The 16,747-nt window shown below is 68.1% G+C and carries 13 protein-coding genes; 10 read left to right on the top strand and 3 right to left on the bottom strand.

The window, feature by feature from the left end:
- Position 1: 1 nt before the first annotated feature.
- From ACVCMC_RS13255 to tkt, 8 genes are all read left to right on the top strand, one after another.
- Positions 2-1,372, top strand: a complete 1,371-nt coding sequence (locus ACVCMC_RS13255; RefSeq protein WP_395120854.1) for a chloride channel protein — start codon at positions 2-4, stop codon at positions 1,370-1,372.
- Positions 1,373-1,433: 61 nt separating this feature from the next.
- Positions 1,434-2,093 (top strand): class I SAM-dependent methyltransferase, encoded by a 660-nt coding sequence (locus tag ACVCMC_RS13250; RefSeq protein WP_395120855.1) that lies wholly within the window; start codon positions 1,434-1,436, stop codon positions 2,091-2,093.
- Positions 2,094-2,221: 128 nt separating this feature from the next.
- Positions 2,222-3,640: a glucose-6-phosphate dehydrogenase gene (zwf, locus tag ACVCMC_RS13245; RefSeq protein WP_447097621.1), complete on the top strand. Its 1,419-nt coding sequence runs from the start codon at positions 2,222-2,224 to the stop codon at positions 3,638-3,640.
- The gene (locus ACVCMC_RS13240; RefSeq protein ID WP_395120857.1) at positions 3,637-4,338 is read left to right on the top strand and encodes an HAD family hydrolase; all 702 of its coding nucleotides are present in this window, start codon (positions 3,637-3,639) and stop codon (positions 4,336-4,338) included. The genes zwf and ACVCMC_RS13240 overlap by 4 nt, the downstream gene beginning before the upstream one ends.
- A 50-nt stretch (positions 4,339-4,388) precedes the next feature.
- Entirely contained in the window at positions 4,389-5,492 is a 1,104-nt protein-coding gene (gene tal / locus ACVCMC_RS13235; RefSeq protein WP_395120858.1) for a transaldolase, read from the top strand.
- Positions 5,489-7,126 carry a glucose-6-phosphate isomerase gene (pgi, locus tag ACVCMC_RS13230; RefSeq protein WP_447097620.1) on the top strand — a complete coding sequence of 546 codons (1,638 nt, stop codon included), beginning with the start codon at positions 5,489-5,491 and terminating at the stop codon, positions 7,124-7,126. Before tal ends, pgi begins: the two co-directional genes overlap by 4 nt.
- Positions 7,127-7,244: 118 nt before the next feature.
- Complete coding sequence (gene pgm / locus ACVCMC_RS13225) at positions 7,245-8,891, top strand: phosphoglucomutase (alpha-D-glucose-1,6-bisphosphate-dependent) (RefSeq protein ID WP_447097619.1); 1,647 nt, start codon at positions 7,245-7,247, stop codon at positions 8,889-8,891.
- Positions 8,892-8,962: 71 nt separating this feature from the next.
- Positions 8,963-11,014 (top strand): transketolase, encoded by a 2,052-nt coding sequence (tkt, locus tag ACVCMC_RS13220; protein WP_447097618.1) that lies wholly within the window; start codon positions 8,963-8,965, stop codon positions 11,012-11,014.
- A gap of 82 nt (positions 11,015-11,096) precedes the next feature.
- On the opposite strand, the gene ACVCMC_RS13215 is transcribed toward tkt, so the two are convergent.
- Genes ACVCMC_RS13215 through ACVCMC_RS13205 form a run of 3 tightly spaced genes read right to left on the bottom strand, consistent with a single transcriptional unit; the run spans position 11,097 to position 13,752 of the window.
- Positions 11,097-11,975, bottom strand: coding sequence for an ankyrin repeat domain-containing protein (locus tag ACVCMC_RS13215; protein ID WP_447097617.1), 879 nt, complete (start codon positions 11,973-11,975; stop codon positions 11,097-11,099).
- Between the two features lie 20 nt (positions 11,976-11,995).
- Entirely contained in the window at positions 11,996-12,883 is an 888-nt protein-coding gene (locus ACVCMC_RS13210; RefSeq protein WP_447097616.1) for an ankyrin repeat domain-containing protein, read from the bottom strand.
- 20 nt (positions 12,884-12,903) lie between these two features.
- Positions 12,904-13,752, bottom strand: a complete 849-nt coding sequence (locus ACVCMC_RS13205; RefSeq protein ID WP_447097615.1) for an ankyrin repeat domain-containing protein — start codon at positions 13,750-13,752, stop codon at positions 12,904-12,906.
- Positions 13,753-13,793: 41 nt separating this feature from the next.
- On the opposite strand from ACVCMC_RS13205, the gene ACVCMC_RS13200 reads away from it, so the two are divergent.
- Both ACVCMC_RS13200 and ACVCMC_RS13195 read left to right on the top strand, forming a co-directional pair.
- Complete coding sequence (locus ACVCMC_RS13200; RefSeq protein ID WP_447097614.1) at positions 13,794-16,145, top strand: hypothetical protein; 2,352 nt, start codon at positions 13,794-13,796, stop codon at positions 16,143-16,145.
- Positions 16,146-16,176: 31 nt separating this feature from the next.
- Positions 16,177-16,746, top strand: coding sequence for a relaxation protein (locus ACVCMC_RS13195; protein WP_447097613.1), 570 nt, complete (start codon positions 16,177-16,179; stop codon positions 16,744-16,746).
- Position 16,747: the final 1 nt, after the last annotated feature.

The following is a 16,747-nucleotide window of genomic DNA, read 5'->3' as shown; positions in this document are numbered from 1 at the left end:
GATGCCTCGCCTCCGCCTCGCCGAACCGCTCGTGATGCTGGCGACGGTGGTGCAGTGGCTGGTGCTGTCGATCGTCACCGGGGCGGTGATCGGGGTGGGCTGCAGCCTGTTCCTGCGCGCGCTGTTCGCCACCTCCGGGCACACCTACGCGATCTCGTGGTGGGCGCAGGCCGGCCTGCTGCTGGCCGGCGGCCTGGCCAACGGCCTGCTGCTGCATTACGGCTATCGCCTGCGGCGCAGCAACTTCGACGATTCGCCGATCGTGGCGGTCAACGAGCAGCGCGGCAAGATGCCGTTCCGCACCTTGTGGATCAAGCCGGTGGCAGCGCTGATCACGCTGGGCTGCGGCGGCTCGGCCGGCAAGGAAGGGCCGTGCTCGCACATCGGCGCCAGCCTCGCCGCCGGCATCGGCCGGGTGCTGCACCTGAACCCGGAGCTGCGCAAGCGACTGCTGGCCTGCGGCGTGAGCGCCGGTTTCGCCAGCGTGTTCGGCACCCCGATCGCCGGGGCGATCTACGGCGTGGAGATGCTGGCGATCGGCCGCATCCGCCACGACTTCCTGTTTCCCGGCATCGTCGCCGGGGTCACCGCGTTCGAGGTCAGCAAGGCGCTCGGCGTGCCGTATCCGGTCTACCGCATCGCCTTCGTCGGCGATTTCACCGAGCTGCTGTTCCTCAAGACGGTGCTGATCGGCATCCTCTGCGGCGCGGCGGCGTGGGTGTTCGTCGAACTGTTGCAGACCATCCGCCGCGCGTTCGTCACCCTGCGCGAGCGCTACGCGCTGTGGCCGCCGCTGTTGCCGATGGCCGGCGCGGTGGTGCTGGCGCTGCTGCTTCTGGTGCTGCCGACGGATTACCTCGGGCTGAGCCTGCCGCTGATGGAGCGCGCATTGGACGGGCAGTCGATGCCGACCCTGGGTTTCCTGTGGAAGGCGCTGCTGGTGGCGATCACGCTGGGCTCGGGCTTCTACGGCGGCATCGTGACGCCGCAGTTCGTGATCGGCGCCGTGCTGGGCGGCGCGTTCGCCCCGATGCTGGGGCTGGCGCCCGCGCTCGGCGCGGCAGTGGGACTGGTGGCGGTGGTGGCCTCGGCCTCCAATGCGCCGATCGCGGCGATCCTGATGGGCGTGGAACTGTTCGGCTCCGATTCGACCCTGTACGTGGCCGGCGCCTGCGTCGCGGCGTATCTGATCATCGGCCATCGCAGCGTGTATCCGGCGCAGCAGATCGCCTTCAGCAAGTCGTCGTGGATCTTCGCCCGCGCCGACCTGCCGGTGGGCCAGGAAAAGGTGCGCCTGTCGTACGGCCTGCTGCGCTGGTGGACCAGGCGGCGACGCCAGCTGGGGCGACGCGACGACGAGCGCCTGCCCTGAGCGTGGCGCACTCGGCCAGCGGGCATAGAATCGGGGTTCCCCTCGCGCTTCGAGCACCGCCATGTCCCGCCGCAGCCTGAACCTGGACGACACGCTGTATCGCTACCTGCTCGACCACTCGCTGCGCGAGCATCCGCAGCAGGTGGCGCTGCGCGAGGCGACGCAGGAACATCCGCGCGCGCAGATGCAGATTTCGCCGGAGCAGGGGCAGTTCATGGCCTTGCTGGTGAAACTGATCGGTGCGCGGCGCTGCATCGAGGTCGGCGTGTTCACCGGTTACAGCGCGCTGTCGGTGGCGCTGGCGCTGCCCGAAAACGGCCACCTGCTGGCTTGCGACATCAGCGCGGAGTTCACCGCGGTCGGCCAGCCGTTCTGGGCCCGCGCCGGCGTGGCGCACAAGATCGAGCTGCGCCTGGCGCCCGCGCGCGAGACGCTGGACGCGCGCCTGGCCGCCGGCGAAGCCGGGAGTTACGACTTCGCCTTCATCGACGCGGACAAGAGCGGCTACGACGATTACTACGAGCGCTGCCTGCGCCTGCTGCGCCCCGGCGGCCTGCTGGCGATCGACAACGTGCTGTGGGGCGGCGCGGTGGCGCAACCCGCGCACGACGCCGACACCCTTGCGCTGCAGGCATTGAACGACAAGCTGCACCACGACGAGCGCATCGACTTGTCGATGCTGCCGCTGGGCGACGGTCTCAGCCTGGCGCGCAAGCGCTGATCGCGACGCGCTTTTTGCACCAGCTTCACCCGTGCGCGGGCACACTCGCCGCGATGCGGCTCTCGCCCGGCACCCGTTCCACCGCCGTCCGACCGCCGACCCCGACTCTCACCGGAGACACTCCCACGATGGCGACACCCCGCTCGGATGCATTGGTTTTCTTCGGCGCCACCGGCGACCTGGCCTACAAGAAGGTCTTCCCGGCGCTGCTGGCGATGACGCGCGACGGCGATCTGGAGGTGCCGGTGATCGGCGTGGCGCTGTCCGGCTGGACGGTGAAGCAGCTGCGCCAGCGTGCGCTCGACAGCGTGCGGCAGGCGGCGAAGGAGCACGGCGAGAAGTTCGACAAGGCGGTGTTCGACAAGCTTGCGGCACGGCTGCAGTACGTCGACGGCGACTACGCCGACCCGGCCACCTTCGCCCGGCTGAAACAGGCGCTGGGCAAGGCGAAGCGGCCACTGCATTACCTGGCGATCCCGCCCAGCCTGTTTGGCACGGTGGTCAAGGGGCTGCAGCAGGCCGGCTGCGCCGACGACGCGCGGGTGGTGGTGGAGAAGCCGTTCGGCCACGATCTCGCTTCCGCGCGCGCGCTCAACCGCACGCTGCGCTCGGTGTTTCCGGACGAGGCGATCTTCCGCATCGATCACTTCCTGGGCAAGGAAGCGATCATGAACATCCTGTATTTCCGCTTCGCCAACTCGTTCCTCGAACCGATCTGGAATCGCGACCACATCGCCAGCGTGGAGATCACGCTGGCCGAGCAGTTCGGGGTGAAGGGGCGCGGCGCGTTCTACGACGGCGCCGGCTGCCTGCGCGACGTGATCCAGAATCACCTGATGCAGATCGTGGCGCTGCTGGCGATGGAGCCGCCTGCCTACCAGGGCTTCGAGGCGGTGCATGCGGAGAAGGCCAAGGTGTTCCAGGCGATGCGTCCGCTCGCGCCCGACGACCTGGTGCGCGGCCAGTACCGCGGCTATCGCAAGGAGCCGGGCGTGGCCAAGGGTTCGGACGTGGAGACCTACTGCGCGTTGCGGCTGTACATCGACTCCTGGCGCTGGGGTGGCGTGCCCTGGTACCTGCGTTCGGGCAAGTGCCTGCCCGAGACGGTGGCCGAGATCATGGTGATGCTGAAGCCGCCGCCGCAGCAATTGTTCGACGACGCGGTGACCCGCCCCGGCCGCGCCAACTACCTGCGCCTGCGCGTGTCGCCGACCACCGCGATGGCGCTGGCGGCGCGGGTCAAGCGTGCCGGCAAGGAGTTTGTCGGCGACCAGCGCGAGCTGTTCCTGATGGACGAGCAGGCCGGCGAGGAGCTGCCCTACGAGCGCCTGCTCGGCGACGCGATGGCCGGCGACGGCGCCTTGTTCACGCGCGAGGATGCGGTCGAGGCGGCGTGGCAAGTGGTCGATCCGGTGCTGACGAACCACCACCCGGCGATCCCCTATCGCCCCGGCAGCTGGGGCCCGAAGGAGGCCGACGCGCTGATCGCCGCCGACGGCGGCTGGCACAACCCGGTGCTCGACGAGCACGCGGAGCGCACGTCATGAGCGAGGCCGCGGCGCTGGTGTTCCTGCTCGACGTGGACAACACCCTGCTCGACAACGACCGCTTCGGCGCCGACCTCGGCGACACCCTGGCCGCGGCCTTCGGCAACGACCAGCGCGATCGCTACTGGTCGCTCTACCGGCAGCGCCGCGACGAGTGCGGCTATGCCGATTATCTCGAAACGCTGCAGCGCTTCCGCAGCGGCCTGGACAACGAGCCGGCGCTGCTGCAGATGTCGAAGTACCTGCTGGAGTATCCGTTCGAGCAACGGCTGTACCCGCACGCGCTGGAGACCATCGCGCACCTGCGCACGCTGGCACCCACGGCGATCCTTTCCGACGGCGACGTGGTGTTCCAGCCGCGCAAGATCCAGCGTGCCGGGATCTGGGCGGCGGTGCGCGGCGAGGTGCTGATCTACATCCACAAGCAGCGCATGCTGGTGGCCGTGCAGCAGCGCTACCCGGCCGCCCACTACGTGATGGTGGAGGACAAGCCGCAGCTGCTGGCCGACATGAAGCGGCAGCTGGGCGAGCGGATCACCACCGTGTTCGTGCGCCAGGGCCACTATGCCGCCGAAGGTGAACACGAGCGCATCGAGCCGCCGCCGGACCAGACCATCGCGTGCATCGGCGAGTTGCGCGGGCGTAAGCTTGAAGACTTCCTGCCGAGCGCGCCCACCATCGCGCTCGCGGCCGAGTGAACGCGGCGACGGCAGGGCGATCGACACATCGAAGCGATTCCGGAGCAAGCATGAAAGCGACCCGACAACTGCACGACCTCGGCCAGAGCCTGTGGCTGGACAACATCACCCGCACCCTGCTCGACGACGGCACCCTGGCGCGCTACATCAACGAGGATTCGATCACCGGGCTGACCTCCAACCCGAGCATCTTCGACAAGGCGATCGGCGACGGCGACGCCTATGACGCCGGCATCCACGCCAAGACCCTGGCCGGACTCGCCGGCGAGAAGCTGTTCATCGAGCTGGCGCTGGAGGACCTGCGCCGCGCCGCCGACCTGTTCGCGCCGGTGTACCAGCGCACCGCCGGGGTGGACGGCTGGGTGTCGATGGAGGTCTCGCCGCTGCTGGCCGCCGACACCGCCGGCTCGGTCGCCGCGGCGCGGCAGATCCACGCCGCCGGCAAGCGCGACAACCTGTTCGTGAAGATCCCCGGCACGCCCGAGGGCGTGGGCGCGATCGAGGAGTCGATCTTCCTCGGCATCCCGATCAACGTGACCTTGCTGTTCTCCTGCGCGCAGTACGAAGCCTCGGCGCAGGCCTACCTGCGCGGCATCGAGCGGCGCATCGAGGCGGGACTCGATCCGCGCGTGCGCTCGGTGGCCTCGCTGTTCGTCAGCCGCTGGGACGTGGCCGCCAACGAGCAGCTGCCCGAGGCGCTGCACAACCAGCTCGGCATCGCGGTGGCGCGGCAGGCCTATCGCGCCTACCGCCGGTTGCTGGCCTCCGACCGCTGGATGAAGCTCGCCGCCGCCGGGGCGCAGCCGCAGCGCCTGCTGTGGGCCAGCACCGGCACCAAGGACCCGAAGGCCTCCGACACGCTGTACGTCAGCACGCTGGCCGCACCCAACACGATCAACACGATGCCGGAGAAGACCCTGCACGCGTTTGCCGAGCACGGCCAGCTCGACGGCGTGATGCCGCTGGACGGCGGCGACGCCGACGCGGTGGTGCAGAAGGTCGGCGCGGCCGGCGTGGACGTCGATGCGCTGGCGGACAAGCTGCAGCGCGACGGCGCCGAGGCCTTCGTCAAATCTTGGAACCAGCTGCTGCAGCGGATCGCCGACAAGGCCGCGGCACTGGGCGACAAGGGCCAGGGACCGGCGATGCCATGAACCAGCCGCTGCCGACCACACTGCCGGCCTGGCAGGCGCTGCAGCAGCACGCCGCCGTCATCGGCCGCAAACATCTGCGCGACCTGTTCGCGGGCGATCCGCGGCGCGGCGAGACGTTCGCGCTGGCGGACGTCGACCTGTACCTGGACTACTCCAAGCAGCGCGTCGACGCCGACACGCTGCGCCTGCTGCGCGAACTGGCGCTGGCCTGCCACCTGCCGGAGCGTACCGCGGCGATGTTCCGCGGCGAGCGGATCAATCGCACCGAGGACCGCGCCGTGCTGCACGTGGCACTGCGCGCGCCGCGCGGCGAGCGCATCGAGGTGGACGGCCGCGACGTGGTCGCCGACGTGCACGCGGTGCTCGATCGCATGGCGGCCTTCGCCGACCGCGTGCGCGGCGGCGAATGGCGCGGGCACAGCGGCAAGCCGATCCGCAACGTGATCAGCATCGGCATCGGCGGCTCGGACCTCGGCCCGGTGATGGCGTACGAGGCGCTGCGCGACTATAGCCGGCGCGACATGACGTTCCGCTTCGTCTCCAATGTCGACGGCACCGATTTCGTCGAGGCCACGCGCGACCTGGACGCCGCCGAGACATTGTTCATCGTCTGCTCCAAGACCTTCACCACGCTGGAGACGCTGACCAACGCGCACGCGGCGCGACAGTGGTGCATCACGGCTCTGGGCAACGAGCAGGCGGTGGCGAAACACTTCGTGGCGGTGTCCACCAACGCCGCCGAGGTGGCGAAGTTCGGCATCGACACCGCGCAGATGTTCGGCTTCTGGGACTGGGTCGGCGGGCGCTACTCGATGGATTCGGCAATCGGCCTGTCCACCATGCTGGCGGTCGGGCCGGAACATTTCCGCGAGATGCTGGCCGGCTTCCACGCCATGGACGAGCATTTCCGCCACGCGCCGTACGAGCGCAACCTGCCGGTGCTGATGGGCCTGCTGGCGATCTGGAACAACAACTTCCTGGATGCCGCCACGGTCGCGGTGCTGCCGTACGAGCAGTACCTCAAGCGCTTCCCGGCCTACCTGCAGCAGCTCACCATGGAGAGCAACGGCAAGCGCGTCACCCTCGACGGCACGGCCGTGGACTACGCCACCGGACCGATCTACTGGGGCGAGCCGGGCACCAACGGGCAGCACTCGTTCTACCAGCTGATCCACCAGGGCACGCGCCTGGTGCCGTGCGACTTCATCGGCTTCGCGCAGCCGCTCAACCCGCTGGGCAACCAGCACGACCTGCTGATGGCGAACCTGATCGCCCAGGGCGAGGCGCTGGCGTTCGGCAAGACCACCGGGGAAGTGCGCGCCGCCGGCACCGATGCGGCACTGGCACCGCATCGCACCTTCCCCGGCAACCGGCCCAGCAGCACGATCCTCGCCCGGCGCCTGACCCCGCGCGTGCTGGGCAGCCTGATCGCGCTTTACGAGCACAGCGTGTTCGTGCAGGGCGTGATCTGGAACATCGACTCGTTCGACCAGTGGGGCGTGGAACTGGGCAAGCAACTGGCCAAGACCACCATCGCCGAGCTGACCGCGGCCGACGAGCCGAAGCTCGCCCACGACAGCTCCACCAACACCCTGATCCGCCGCTACCGCCAACTGCGCGACGGTCACACCTGACGCTTTCCTTTGTAGGGGCGCACTTGTGCGCGACGCCTTTCGTGACGTGACGAAGAGCATCGCGCACAAGTGCGCTCCTACAGGCACGGCATTCCCATCGCACGAACTCCGAGCATCCATGAGCCAGACAATCAGCCCGCTCGCCGGCAAGCCGGCGCCGAAATCCATCCTGGTCGACGTGCCGAAACTGCTCGCCGCCTATGCCGATACCCGGCCCGACCCGTCGGTGCCCTCGCAGCGCGTGGCGTTCGGCACGTCCGGCCATCGCGGCAGCTCGCTGCAGGGCAGCTTCAACGAGTGGCACATCCTGGCGATCACCCAGGCGATCTGCGAGTACCGTGCGGGCAAGGACATCGACGGCCCGCTGTTCATCGGCTTCGATACCCATGCGCTGTCGCAGCCGGCGTTCGAGAGCGCGCTGGAAGTGCTGGCCGCGCACGGCGTCACCACGATGGTTTCCAGCGGCGGCGAGTTCACGCCCACGCCCGCGATCTCGCACGCGATCCTGGTGTACAACCGCGGGCGCAGCAACGGCCTGGCCGACGGCATCGTCATCACGCCCTCGCACAACCCGCCAGACAACGGTGGCTTCAAATACAACCCGACCAACGGCGGCCCGGCTGACACCGACATCACCCGGTGGGTGGAGAACCGGGCCAATGCGCTGATCGAGGGCGGCCTGAAAGAGGTCAGGCGCATGCCGTTCGCGCAGGCGCGCAAGGCCGCCGGCACGCGCGAGCACGACTACCTCGACGCCTACGTGGCCGACCTCGCCAACATCGTCGACTTCGACCTCATCCGCAGCGCCGGCGTGCACATGGGCGTCGATCCGCTGGGCGGCGCCGGCGTGCACTACTGGGCACCGATCGCCGAGCGCTACCGGCTCGACCTCACCGTGGTCAGCGAAACGGTCGATCCGCAGTTCGCCTTCATGAGCGTGGACTGGGACGGCAAGATCCGCATGGATCCATCGTCGAAGTACGCGATGCAGCGGCTGATCGGCCTGAAGGACCAGTACGACGTTGCGTTCGCCTGCGATACCGACCACGACCGCCACGGCGTGGTGACGAGCTCCGGCGGCCTGATGGAGCCGAACCACTACCTGTCGGTGCTGGTCGACTACCTGTTCCGCCACCGCCCGCAGTGGAGCGGGGATGCGGCGGTCGGCAAGACCGTGGTCAGCACCGCGCTGATCGACCGCGTGGTGAAGCGGCTGGGGCGCAAGTTGTACGAGGTGCCGGTCGGCTTCAAGTGGTTCTCCCAGGGCCTGTTCGACGGCTCGCTCGGCTTCGGCTGCGAGGAAAGCGCCGGTGCCTCGCTGCTGCGCCGCGACGGTTCGGTGTGGGCCACCGACAAGGACGGCCTGGTGCCCTCGCTGCTCGCCGCCGAGATCACCGCGCGCGAGGGCCGCGACCCGGGCGAGCTGTACCGCCAGCTCACCGACGAACTCGGCCGACCCTTCAGCAACCGCGTCGAAGCCGCCGCCACCCCGGCGCAGAAGGCGAAGCTGGCCAAGCTCTCGCCCGACCAGTTGCACACTGATCGATTGGCCGGCGAGAAGATCGAGCAGGTGCTGGACAAGGCGCCCGGCAACGGCGCGGCGATCGGCGGCATCAAGGCAGTGGCCGCCAGCGGCTGGTTCGCCGCGCGCCCGTCGGGCACCGAGGCGATCTACAAGATCTACGCCGAGAGTTTCAAGGACGAGCGGCACCTGCAAGCCCTGCTCGACGAGGCCCAGAAGATCGTCGACACCGCCATCGCGTAGGGCGGGCACCGCCCGCCAGCCGTCGGCGGGAGCCGACGGCGCATCGCGTCCATTCCATCGGAGAAATCATCATGTCCCACGACCTCGACCAGCAATGCATCAACACGCTCCGCTTCCTGTCGGTGGACATGGTGCAGAAGGCCAACAGCGGCCATCCCGGCCTGCCGCTGGACGCCGCGCCGATGGCCTACGTGCTGTGGACGAAGCACATGAAGTTCCATCCGGCCGATCCGCACTGGCCGGACCGCGACCGCTTCGTGCTCTCCGCCGGCCACGGCTCGGCCCTGCTCTACAGCCTGCTGCACGTGACCGGCTACGACCTGTCGCTGGATGACATCAAGCAGTTCCGCCAGTGGGGCAGCAAGGCGCCGGGCCATCCCGAGTACGGCCACACGCCGGGCGTGGAGGTCACCACCGGGCCGCTCGGCCAGGGCCTGGCCAATGCGGTCGGCATGGCGATCGGCGAGGCGCAGCTGGCGGCCACCTACAACCGGGACGGCCACACCGTGATCGACCATCGCACCTGGGCCATCGTCAGCGACGGCGACCTGATGGAAGGCGTCGCTTCCGAAGCAGCTTCGCTGGCCGGCCATCTCAAGCTCGGCAAGCTGGTGTGCCTGTACGACGACAACTACGTCACCCTGGCCGCCGGCACCGACATCACCTTCTCCGAGGATCGCGCCAGGCGCTTCGAGGCGTACGGCTGGCAGACCATCAAGGTGGACGACGGCAACGACGTCGCCGCCATCGACCAGGCCTTGAACGATGCGGTGGCGGACACCGCGCGGCCGACCCTGATCCTGGTGCGCACCCACATCGGCTACGGCTCGCCCAAGCAGGACAGCTACAAGGCACACGGCTCGCCGCTGGGCGTGGACGACGTCAAGGCGACCAAGGAGAACCTGGGTTGGCCGACGGCACCGGACTTCCTGGTGCCCGAGCCCGCGCTCAGACATTTCCACGAAGCCGGCCAGCGCGGCGCGCAGGCGCAGTCCGAATGGAACAGCCGTCTGGACGGCTATGCCAAGGCCTTTCCCGAGCTGGCCGCGGAATTGCGCGGGCGCCTGCGCGGCGAACTGCCGGAAAACTGGGATGCCGATACCCCGAGTTTCGACGCCGACCCCAAGGGCCTGGCCACGCGCGAGGCCGGCGGCAAGGTGATGAACGCGATCGCGCCGCATCTGCCGGCATTGTTCGGCGGCTCGGCCGACCTCGACTCCTCTACCTTCACCAACTTGAAGGGCTTCGGCGACTTCAATCCCGCGGCCACCAAGGGCCTCGACACGCAGGGTTCGGACAGCGCCGGCTGGAGCAACGCCGGCCGCAACCTGCACTTCGGCGTACGCGAGCATGCGATGGGCGCGATCGTCAACGGCCTGGCCGTGCACGGCGGCTTCATCCCGTACGGCTCGACCTTCCTGATCTTCTCCGACTACATGCGCCCGGCGATCCGGCTGGCCGCGCTGATGGGCGTGCACGCGATCCACGTGTTCACCCACGACAGCATCGCGCTGGGCGAAGACGGCCCCACCCACCAGCCGATCGAGCAACTGGCCAGCCTGCGCGCGATACCCAACCTCGTGCTGATCCGCCCCGCCGATGCCAACGAGACCGCGGTGGCGTGGAAGGTGGCGCTGGCCACCACCGGCAAGCCGGTGCTGTTCGCGCTGTCGCGGCAGAAACTGCCCACGCTCGACCGCAGCCGCTGCGCCAGCGCCGACGGCCTGCGCCAGGGTGCCTACGTGCTGCGCGATGCGAAGGACGGCCAGAAGCCGGCGTTGATCCTGATCGCCAGCGGTTCGGAGGTCGACCTGATCGTGCAGGCCGCCGAGCAGCTCGAAGGCCGAGGTATAGCCGTTCGCTGCGTGTCGATGCCCAGCTGGGAACTGTTCGAGGCGCAGTCGCAGGCCTACCGCGATGAAGTGCTGCCGCCTGACGTCACCGCCCGGCTGGCGGTGGAACTGGGCGTGGCCCAGGGCTGGCAACGCTACACCGGCGCCCACGGCGACATGCTCGGCATCGACCGCTTCGGTGCCTCCGCCCCGGCCGAGGTGCTGCTGCGCGAATACGGCTTTACCGTGGAAAACGTGGTGCAGCGGGCGAAGGCCCTGCTGCAGCGCTGACCGTCACACGGAGCCCTGCCGACGCGAAGGCTTGCGCGATCGCGTCGGCCGGCCTGGTTCCGATGCGTGCCGGTCAAGCGGATCAGAGCAGCGGAATGTCCTTCGGATCGCTCGCCACGCCAAGCTTCTTGCGGTAGTCGCCCCAGACGCCCATTTCGGGCGTGCGCTGGATGCCATGGTCGCGCAGCCAGTGCTGGCACTTGCGCTGCCATGCCACGCCGTCGGGCCGCACCGGCGCGTAGTAGATGTCCTCGACCATTGGCATGCGGCCGTAATTGGGCGTGCCGGGGTCAGCCTTGATCTTGCGGGTCGGGTCGGCGCCGTGTTGTAGCAACCAGTAGGCCTGCTCGAAATCGGCGTATTTGGTGTACCAGTTGAGCACGGTGTTGTAGCCGTCGGTGGTGTAAAGCGGCTGGTTGATGTTGGCACCGCGCTCGATCAACAGCTGCACGTTGGGCCAGACGTGATGCAGCGTGGCGACGTAGGTGAGCTGCTCGTCGTTGGAGCTCATCGTGTTCGGATCGCCGCCACGGTCGAGCAGCAGTTTGAGATAGCGCTGGTCGGGCAACCCGGCGGCGAAGACCAGGGCGTTGTCTTCTCCCGCCTTGCCGCGCTCGCGCAGCGGCATCATCTTGCGCGCATTGGGGTTGGCGCCGTTGTCCAGCAGCAGGCGCAGGCCGTCGAAGTTCTGGTTGATGATCGGCCAGGCGACCATCGGCATGTTGGCCTGGTCGAAGATCGTGTCCGGGTTGACGCCCTCGTCCTTGATCAGGTGGCGGATGGCGGCGGCATCCTTGCGATCCACTGCTTGCGCCAGTTCCAGTGCCTGGCCCTGGAAGTGGTCGGTGGCGCGGAACGGTTGCCTGGCCGGTGGTGGCGGGATCGAGCAGGCCACCAGGCCGCCGAGGATGAGCAGCCAGGCCACAGCCGCCGCGCGCAGATGTCGATGCCGACGTTCCATGTCGTGTCGCTTCCTTGGGGTTACAGCAGCGGGATGTCTTCCGGTTTGTACGGATCGCCCAGCCCCTCGCGATACCTTGCCCAACGCCCCATTTCGTTCGTGCGGGGAATGCCATGGGTGCGCAACCAGTGCTGACACTTGCGCTGCCATTCGATGACGTCAGGCTTGATGACGTCCGCGTAGTAGATGTCCTCGACCATCGGCATGCGGCCGTAGTTGGGCGTGCCGGGATCGGCTCTCATTCTGCGGGTGGGATCGGCGCCATGTTGCAGCAACCAATAGGCCTGCTCGAAGTCACCAAACTCGGTGTACCAGCTGAGCACGGTGTCTGCGCCATCGGTGGAGTAAAGCGGCTGGTCGATGTTGGCGCCGCGCTCGATCAGCAGCTGCACGTTGGGCCAGACGTGATGCAGCGTGGCGACGTAGGTGAGTTGCTCGTCGTTGGAGCTCATCGTGTTCGGATCGCCGCCACGGTCGAGCAGCAGTTTGAGATAGCGCTGATCGGGCAGGCCGGCGGCGAAGACCAGGGCATTGTCCTCGCCCGCCTTGCCGCGCTCGCGCAGCGGCATCATCTTGCGCGCATTGGGGTTGGCGCCGTTGTCCAGCAGCAGGCGCAGGCCGTCGAAGTTCTGGTTGATGATCGGCCAGGCGACCATCGGCATGTTGGCCTGGTCGAAGATCGTGTCCGGGTTGACGCCCTCGTCCTTGATCAGGTGGCGGATGGCGGCGGCATCCTTGCGATCCACTGCCTGCGCCAGCTCCAGCGCCTTGCCCTGGAAATGGTCGGTGGCGCGAAACGGTTGCCTGGCCGGCGGTGGCGGGATCGAGCAGGCCACCAGGACGAGGCTGCCGAGAGCCAGCCATCCGATCAGGGTTGCCGCACGCAGATGTCGATGCCAACGTTCCATGTCGTGTCGCTTCCCTGGGGTTACAGCAGCGGGATGTCTTCGGGCTTGTATGGATGGCCAAGCCCCTGCCGATATCGCGCCCAGCGACCCATCTCGTTCGTGCGTGGGATGCCGTGATCGCGCAACCAGTGCTGACACTTGCGCTGCCATTCGATGACGTCAGGCTTGATGACGTCCGCGTAGTAGATGTCCTCGACCATCGGCATGCGGCCGTAGTTGGGCGTGCCGGGATCGGCTTTCATCTGCCGGGTGGGATCGGCGCCATGTTGCAGCAACCAATAGGCCTGCTCGAAGTCGCCGTACTGCGTGTACCAGCTCAACGGAGCGTCGTAGTCGTCGAGGCTGTACAGCGGCTGGTTGATGTTGGCGCCGCGCTCGATCAACAGCTGCACATTGGGCCAGACGTGATGCAGCGTGGCGACGTAGGTGAGCTGCTCGTTGTTGGAGCTCATCGTGTTCGGATCGCCGCCACGATCAAGCAGCAGCTTGAGATAGCGCTGGTCGGGCAGGCCTGCAGCGAAGACCATGGCGTTGTTGCGCTGCTTGCCATACTTGCGCAGCGGTTCGACCTTGCGCGCATTGGGGTTGGCGCCGTTGTCCAGCAGCAGGCGCAGGCCGTCGAAGTTCTGGTTGATGATCGGCCAGGCGACCATCGGCATGTTGGCCTGGTCGAAGATCGTGTCCGGGTTGACGCCCTCGTCCTTGATCAGGTGGCGGATGGCGGCGGCATCCTTGCTATCCACTGCCTGGGCCAGTTCCAGCGCCTTGCCCTGGAAGTAATCCGTGGCGCGGAACGGTTGCCTGGCCGGCGGTGGCGGGATCGAGCAAGCCCCCAGAACCAGACCACCGAACAAGACCAGCAACAGCAACCGAGCGAAACATCCCTGAATTCGCATGTGGCATACCCGTAGTGAGTTGCCGAAAAGCTTACCCGATTGACGCGTCCGCGGACCATGTCCATAGTGCGAACCTCGTGCAGTCAGACGGATCTGTGCGGCTCATCATGGAATCAGGGAGAACGATCATGCCGACCATGCCCGGTGACCCGGTATTGCCCGAGCAGTCGCCGCATACGCTGCAGGAGAAGATCGAGCAGGTGCGGCAGCGGCAGGCGCTGCTGGCGCAATGGCGCGCCACCGGCAGTCCCGAGTTGATGAAACAGGCCGAAGTCCTGGAAGGGCGATACCACACCCGTGATGTGGGTGAGCTGGCCGGCGACGTTTACCCTTCCGCGGCGCATGAACCGGCTTCGCCGGGTTTGGGATGGATCCGCGTCAGCGAACATCCCGAACTGCTGAAACAGTACTTCGGCGTGGATTGGACGGCGGAGCAGATTCACGAGTACCTGCAGCCCGACGAATCCGATTTCCGTGCGGAGATCTATTTGCCTGATCCTCGGGTCTACGGACCAGACGTCAAACCCGTTGTCGTAATCAAGGGCTCGAACGGACTCGTCGCAGTGTCGGACGGCAAGGGCGGCATCATCTTGCGCGATTCCGCTTTGGAAGACTGGATCGAAAACGGCCGTCAAGGCGTCGGGCTGGAGAGCGACCACGTCGACCGGGCGATGGCTCTCGCAAGGAAGCTTCAAGATGGCTTTCGAGGGCAATTTGAGTTGGCAGGTCACTCCAAAGGAGGCGCGGGTGCCAGCGCTGCCGCCGAGGTGACCGGCGTGCCGGCATACACGTTCAACAGTGCCGGGCTGCATCCCAACACCGCGCACCGTTACGTGGAGCAGCACGGTGGGACGCTCTACGGGGCCTCGTCCATCCACAGCTACTACGTCCACGGCGAAATGCTCCACGACGCCCAGAGCGGCGTCCACGACATGGACGCGGTGACACGGGCGCAGTTGGGACTGGCCGCGCGGCAGCTGGGCGAATTGGGACAGCTGGACGGCATGCAGGACCTGCTTCGCGCGCGGCTAGCGCAGGCGTTGCCGTACGACCGCAAGATGCAGGACGACGCGATGGAGCTGGTGGCCTATCTCAGCTCCCATTCCGGCGCGAAGATCCTGGCCGGCGTGCCGCTCGCCGCCGGCGCCCACCCGATCGAACTGCCGCCGAAGATGCGCGATGCGCAGGGCCAGCTGGTGGATCGCCCGGCGCAGCCGTCGCTCGGCGAGCTCGGCGCCGATGCCGGCCCGTTGATGAACGTGGTGTCCGGCGCGCTTGCCGGCGGCGCGGGCGGCAAGCGCGTTGGCGATGCCATCGCTGCCGGCGGTCGCGGCATCGAGCACAGCGCGCAGCGCACCGGCGACCACGTGCAGCGCGGCATGCAGGTTTTCGGCTACGTGCTGAACGAGGGCGTGCAGGGTCACGGCCGGCTGGTGGCGGGTGCCATGCATTACGGTGCCGCCGCGGTCGCCGACCTGCGCGTGGTGCACGGCGAGGTCCGCGCCTCGGTCGAGCGCGGGCTGGGCACGCTGGCGCAACTGAGCGCGGACCTGGACGGTGCCGTGCTTCGTGCGGGCAGCCATGTTCCCGGCTTGCAGGGTCTGCGCCAGGTCGCCGACAACGAGGCGCGCCTCGCCGCCGCCCGCGCCGGGCATCATCAGGCGCAGGCCGACCGCGAATGGCACGAGGCGCAGCGCGATGCCGGCGCGATACGCCGGTTCGCCGACGTGGGCGCGGATCGCGTCCGGCACGCATCGAGCGTCGCCGGGCAGACGCTGGAACGTGAGGCGCGGCAAGGCGGCGCGCGCATCGGTGACGGTTATCGCGCCTACGGCGCATCGGTGCGCCGCGCCACCGAACATGCTCCCGAAGCCGGCGCCGCCGTCGGTGCCGTCGCTGGCGCCGGCGCGGTCGCCGCCGGCGAGCTGCTGACCCATCCGGCTGGAACCGTGCGGCAGAGCAGCCACGTCGCGCAGCATGGCGAGGCCACTGTGGCCGAAGCGGTCAACCGCCACAGCATGAAAGACACGGTGTTGCCCAGCCTGGATGCAGACATCCGTCGCCAGGAACACGCGGGCATGGCATTGCTCCACACGCTGCAGCGCCCCGCGACCTCCGCGCGCATGCCGGCGACGGTCGGACAGGACCCGAGCGCCTTTGTGCAAGGCATGCTGGATTCCGCGCAATCCGGCAACTGGGATGCCTTTCGCCAGGGCACGAGGACGCTGGCGAGTCTGCCGGCGGGGCAGGCGCTGCACGCCGAGGCCATGCTTGCCGTGGATCGCCAGCAGCAGGCGGCCGCGTGGCAGGCACTGTCACCCCAGCAGGCGGAGCCGCAAGCCGCCGCGCTGACGATGATGCGCTGAAGCGGCCGTCGGCATACAGGGAAGCCAAGCCATGAACGAGACCGAATGCATGACCCTGGTCAGCCAGGCCGCGCAGTTGATGGAGCAGTTCGAGCGACGATGCGACCACCTCGGCGGGCGCCTGCAGGGGCTGATGCAGGACATGCAGGCGCTGGCCACGCAACTGCCCCGCGTCGTGGAGCAGGCCGCCGATGCCTCCATGCAGGCGCTGCCGGCGCGGGTAGCCCACGAGACGCGCGAAGGGCTGGGGCAGGCCGTGCAGTACTACCGGCAGCACCTGCAGGCATCGGGCGAGGAGGTGTCCGGCAGCGCCCACGCGCTGGCCGAGCGGATCGAGCGCCTGGAGCGACTGCACCGGCATCTGCTGTGGAAGACCTTCGGCGCGGTGGCGCTGTGCCTGGCCCTGCTGCTCGCCGGCGGCGCGTGGCTGTCGCTGCACTATCGCAAGGTCATCGAGCAGAACCAGCTTTCCGCGCAGTTGCTGAAGGCATACAACGATGCCGATGTGAATCTGTGCGATGGGCAGTTGTGCGCCCGCGTGGACCTCAAGGCGCCGCGTTTCGGCGAACGCCGGCAATACCTGCCGGTGCTGCCGCGCTGAG

Source organism: Rhodanobacter sp. UC4452_H20, assembly GCF_052978205.1.
The sequence above is the reverse complement of the archived record's forward strand: the minus strand, read 5'-3'. Positions and strand labels throughout refer to the sequence as shown.

Bases quoted from the DNA above. Each gene is read 5' to 3' on its own strand.
- zwf (WP_447097621.1), top strand. From the start codon at position 2,222: ATGGCGACACCCCGCTCGGATGCATTGGTTTTCTTCGGCGCCACCGGC.
- ACVCMC_RS13210 (WP_447097616.1), bottom strand. From the start codon at position 12,883: ATGGAACGTTGGCATCGACATCTGCGTGCGGCAACCCTGATCGGATGG.
- ACVCMC_RS13250 (WP_395120855.1), top strand. From the start codon at position 1,434: ATGTCCCGCCGCAGCCTGAACCTGGACGACACGCTGTATCGCTACCTG.
- ACVCMC_RS13195 (WP_447097613.1), top strand. From the start codon at position 16,177: ATGAACGAGACCGAATGCATGACCCTGGTCAGCCAGGCCGCGCAGTTG.
- tkt (WP_447097618.1), top strand. From the start codon at position 8,963: ATGTCCCACGACCTCGACCAGCAATGCATCAACACGCTCCGCTTCCTG.
- ACVCMC_RS13215 (WP_447097617.1), bottom strand. From the start codon at position 11,975: ATGGAACGTCGGCATCGACATCTGCGCGCGGCGGCTGTGGCCTGGCTG.
- tal (WP_395120858.1), top strand. From the start codon at position 4,389: ATGAAAGCGACCCGACAACTGCACGACCTCGGCCAGAGCCTGTGGCTG.
- pgi (WP_447097620.1), top strand. From the start codon at position 5,489: ATGAACCAGCCGCTGCCGACCACACTGCCGGCCTGGCAGGCGCTGCAG.
- ACVCMC_RS13255 (WP_395120854.1), top strand. From the start codon at position 2: ATGCCTCGCCTCCGCCTCGCCGAACCGCTCGTGATGCTGGCGACGGTG.
- ACVCMC_RS13240 (WP_395120857.1), top strand. From the start codon at position 3,637: ATGAGCGAGGCCGCGGCGCTGGTGTTCCTGCTCGACGTGGACAACACC.
- pgm (WP_447097619.1), top strand. From the start codon at position 7,245: ATGAGCCAGACAATCAGCCCGCTCGCCGGCAAGCCGGCGCCGAAATCC.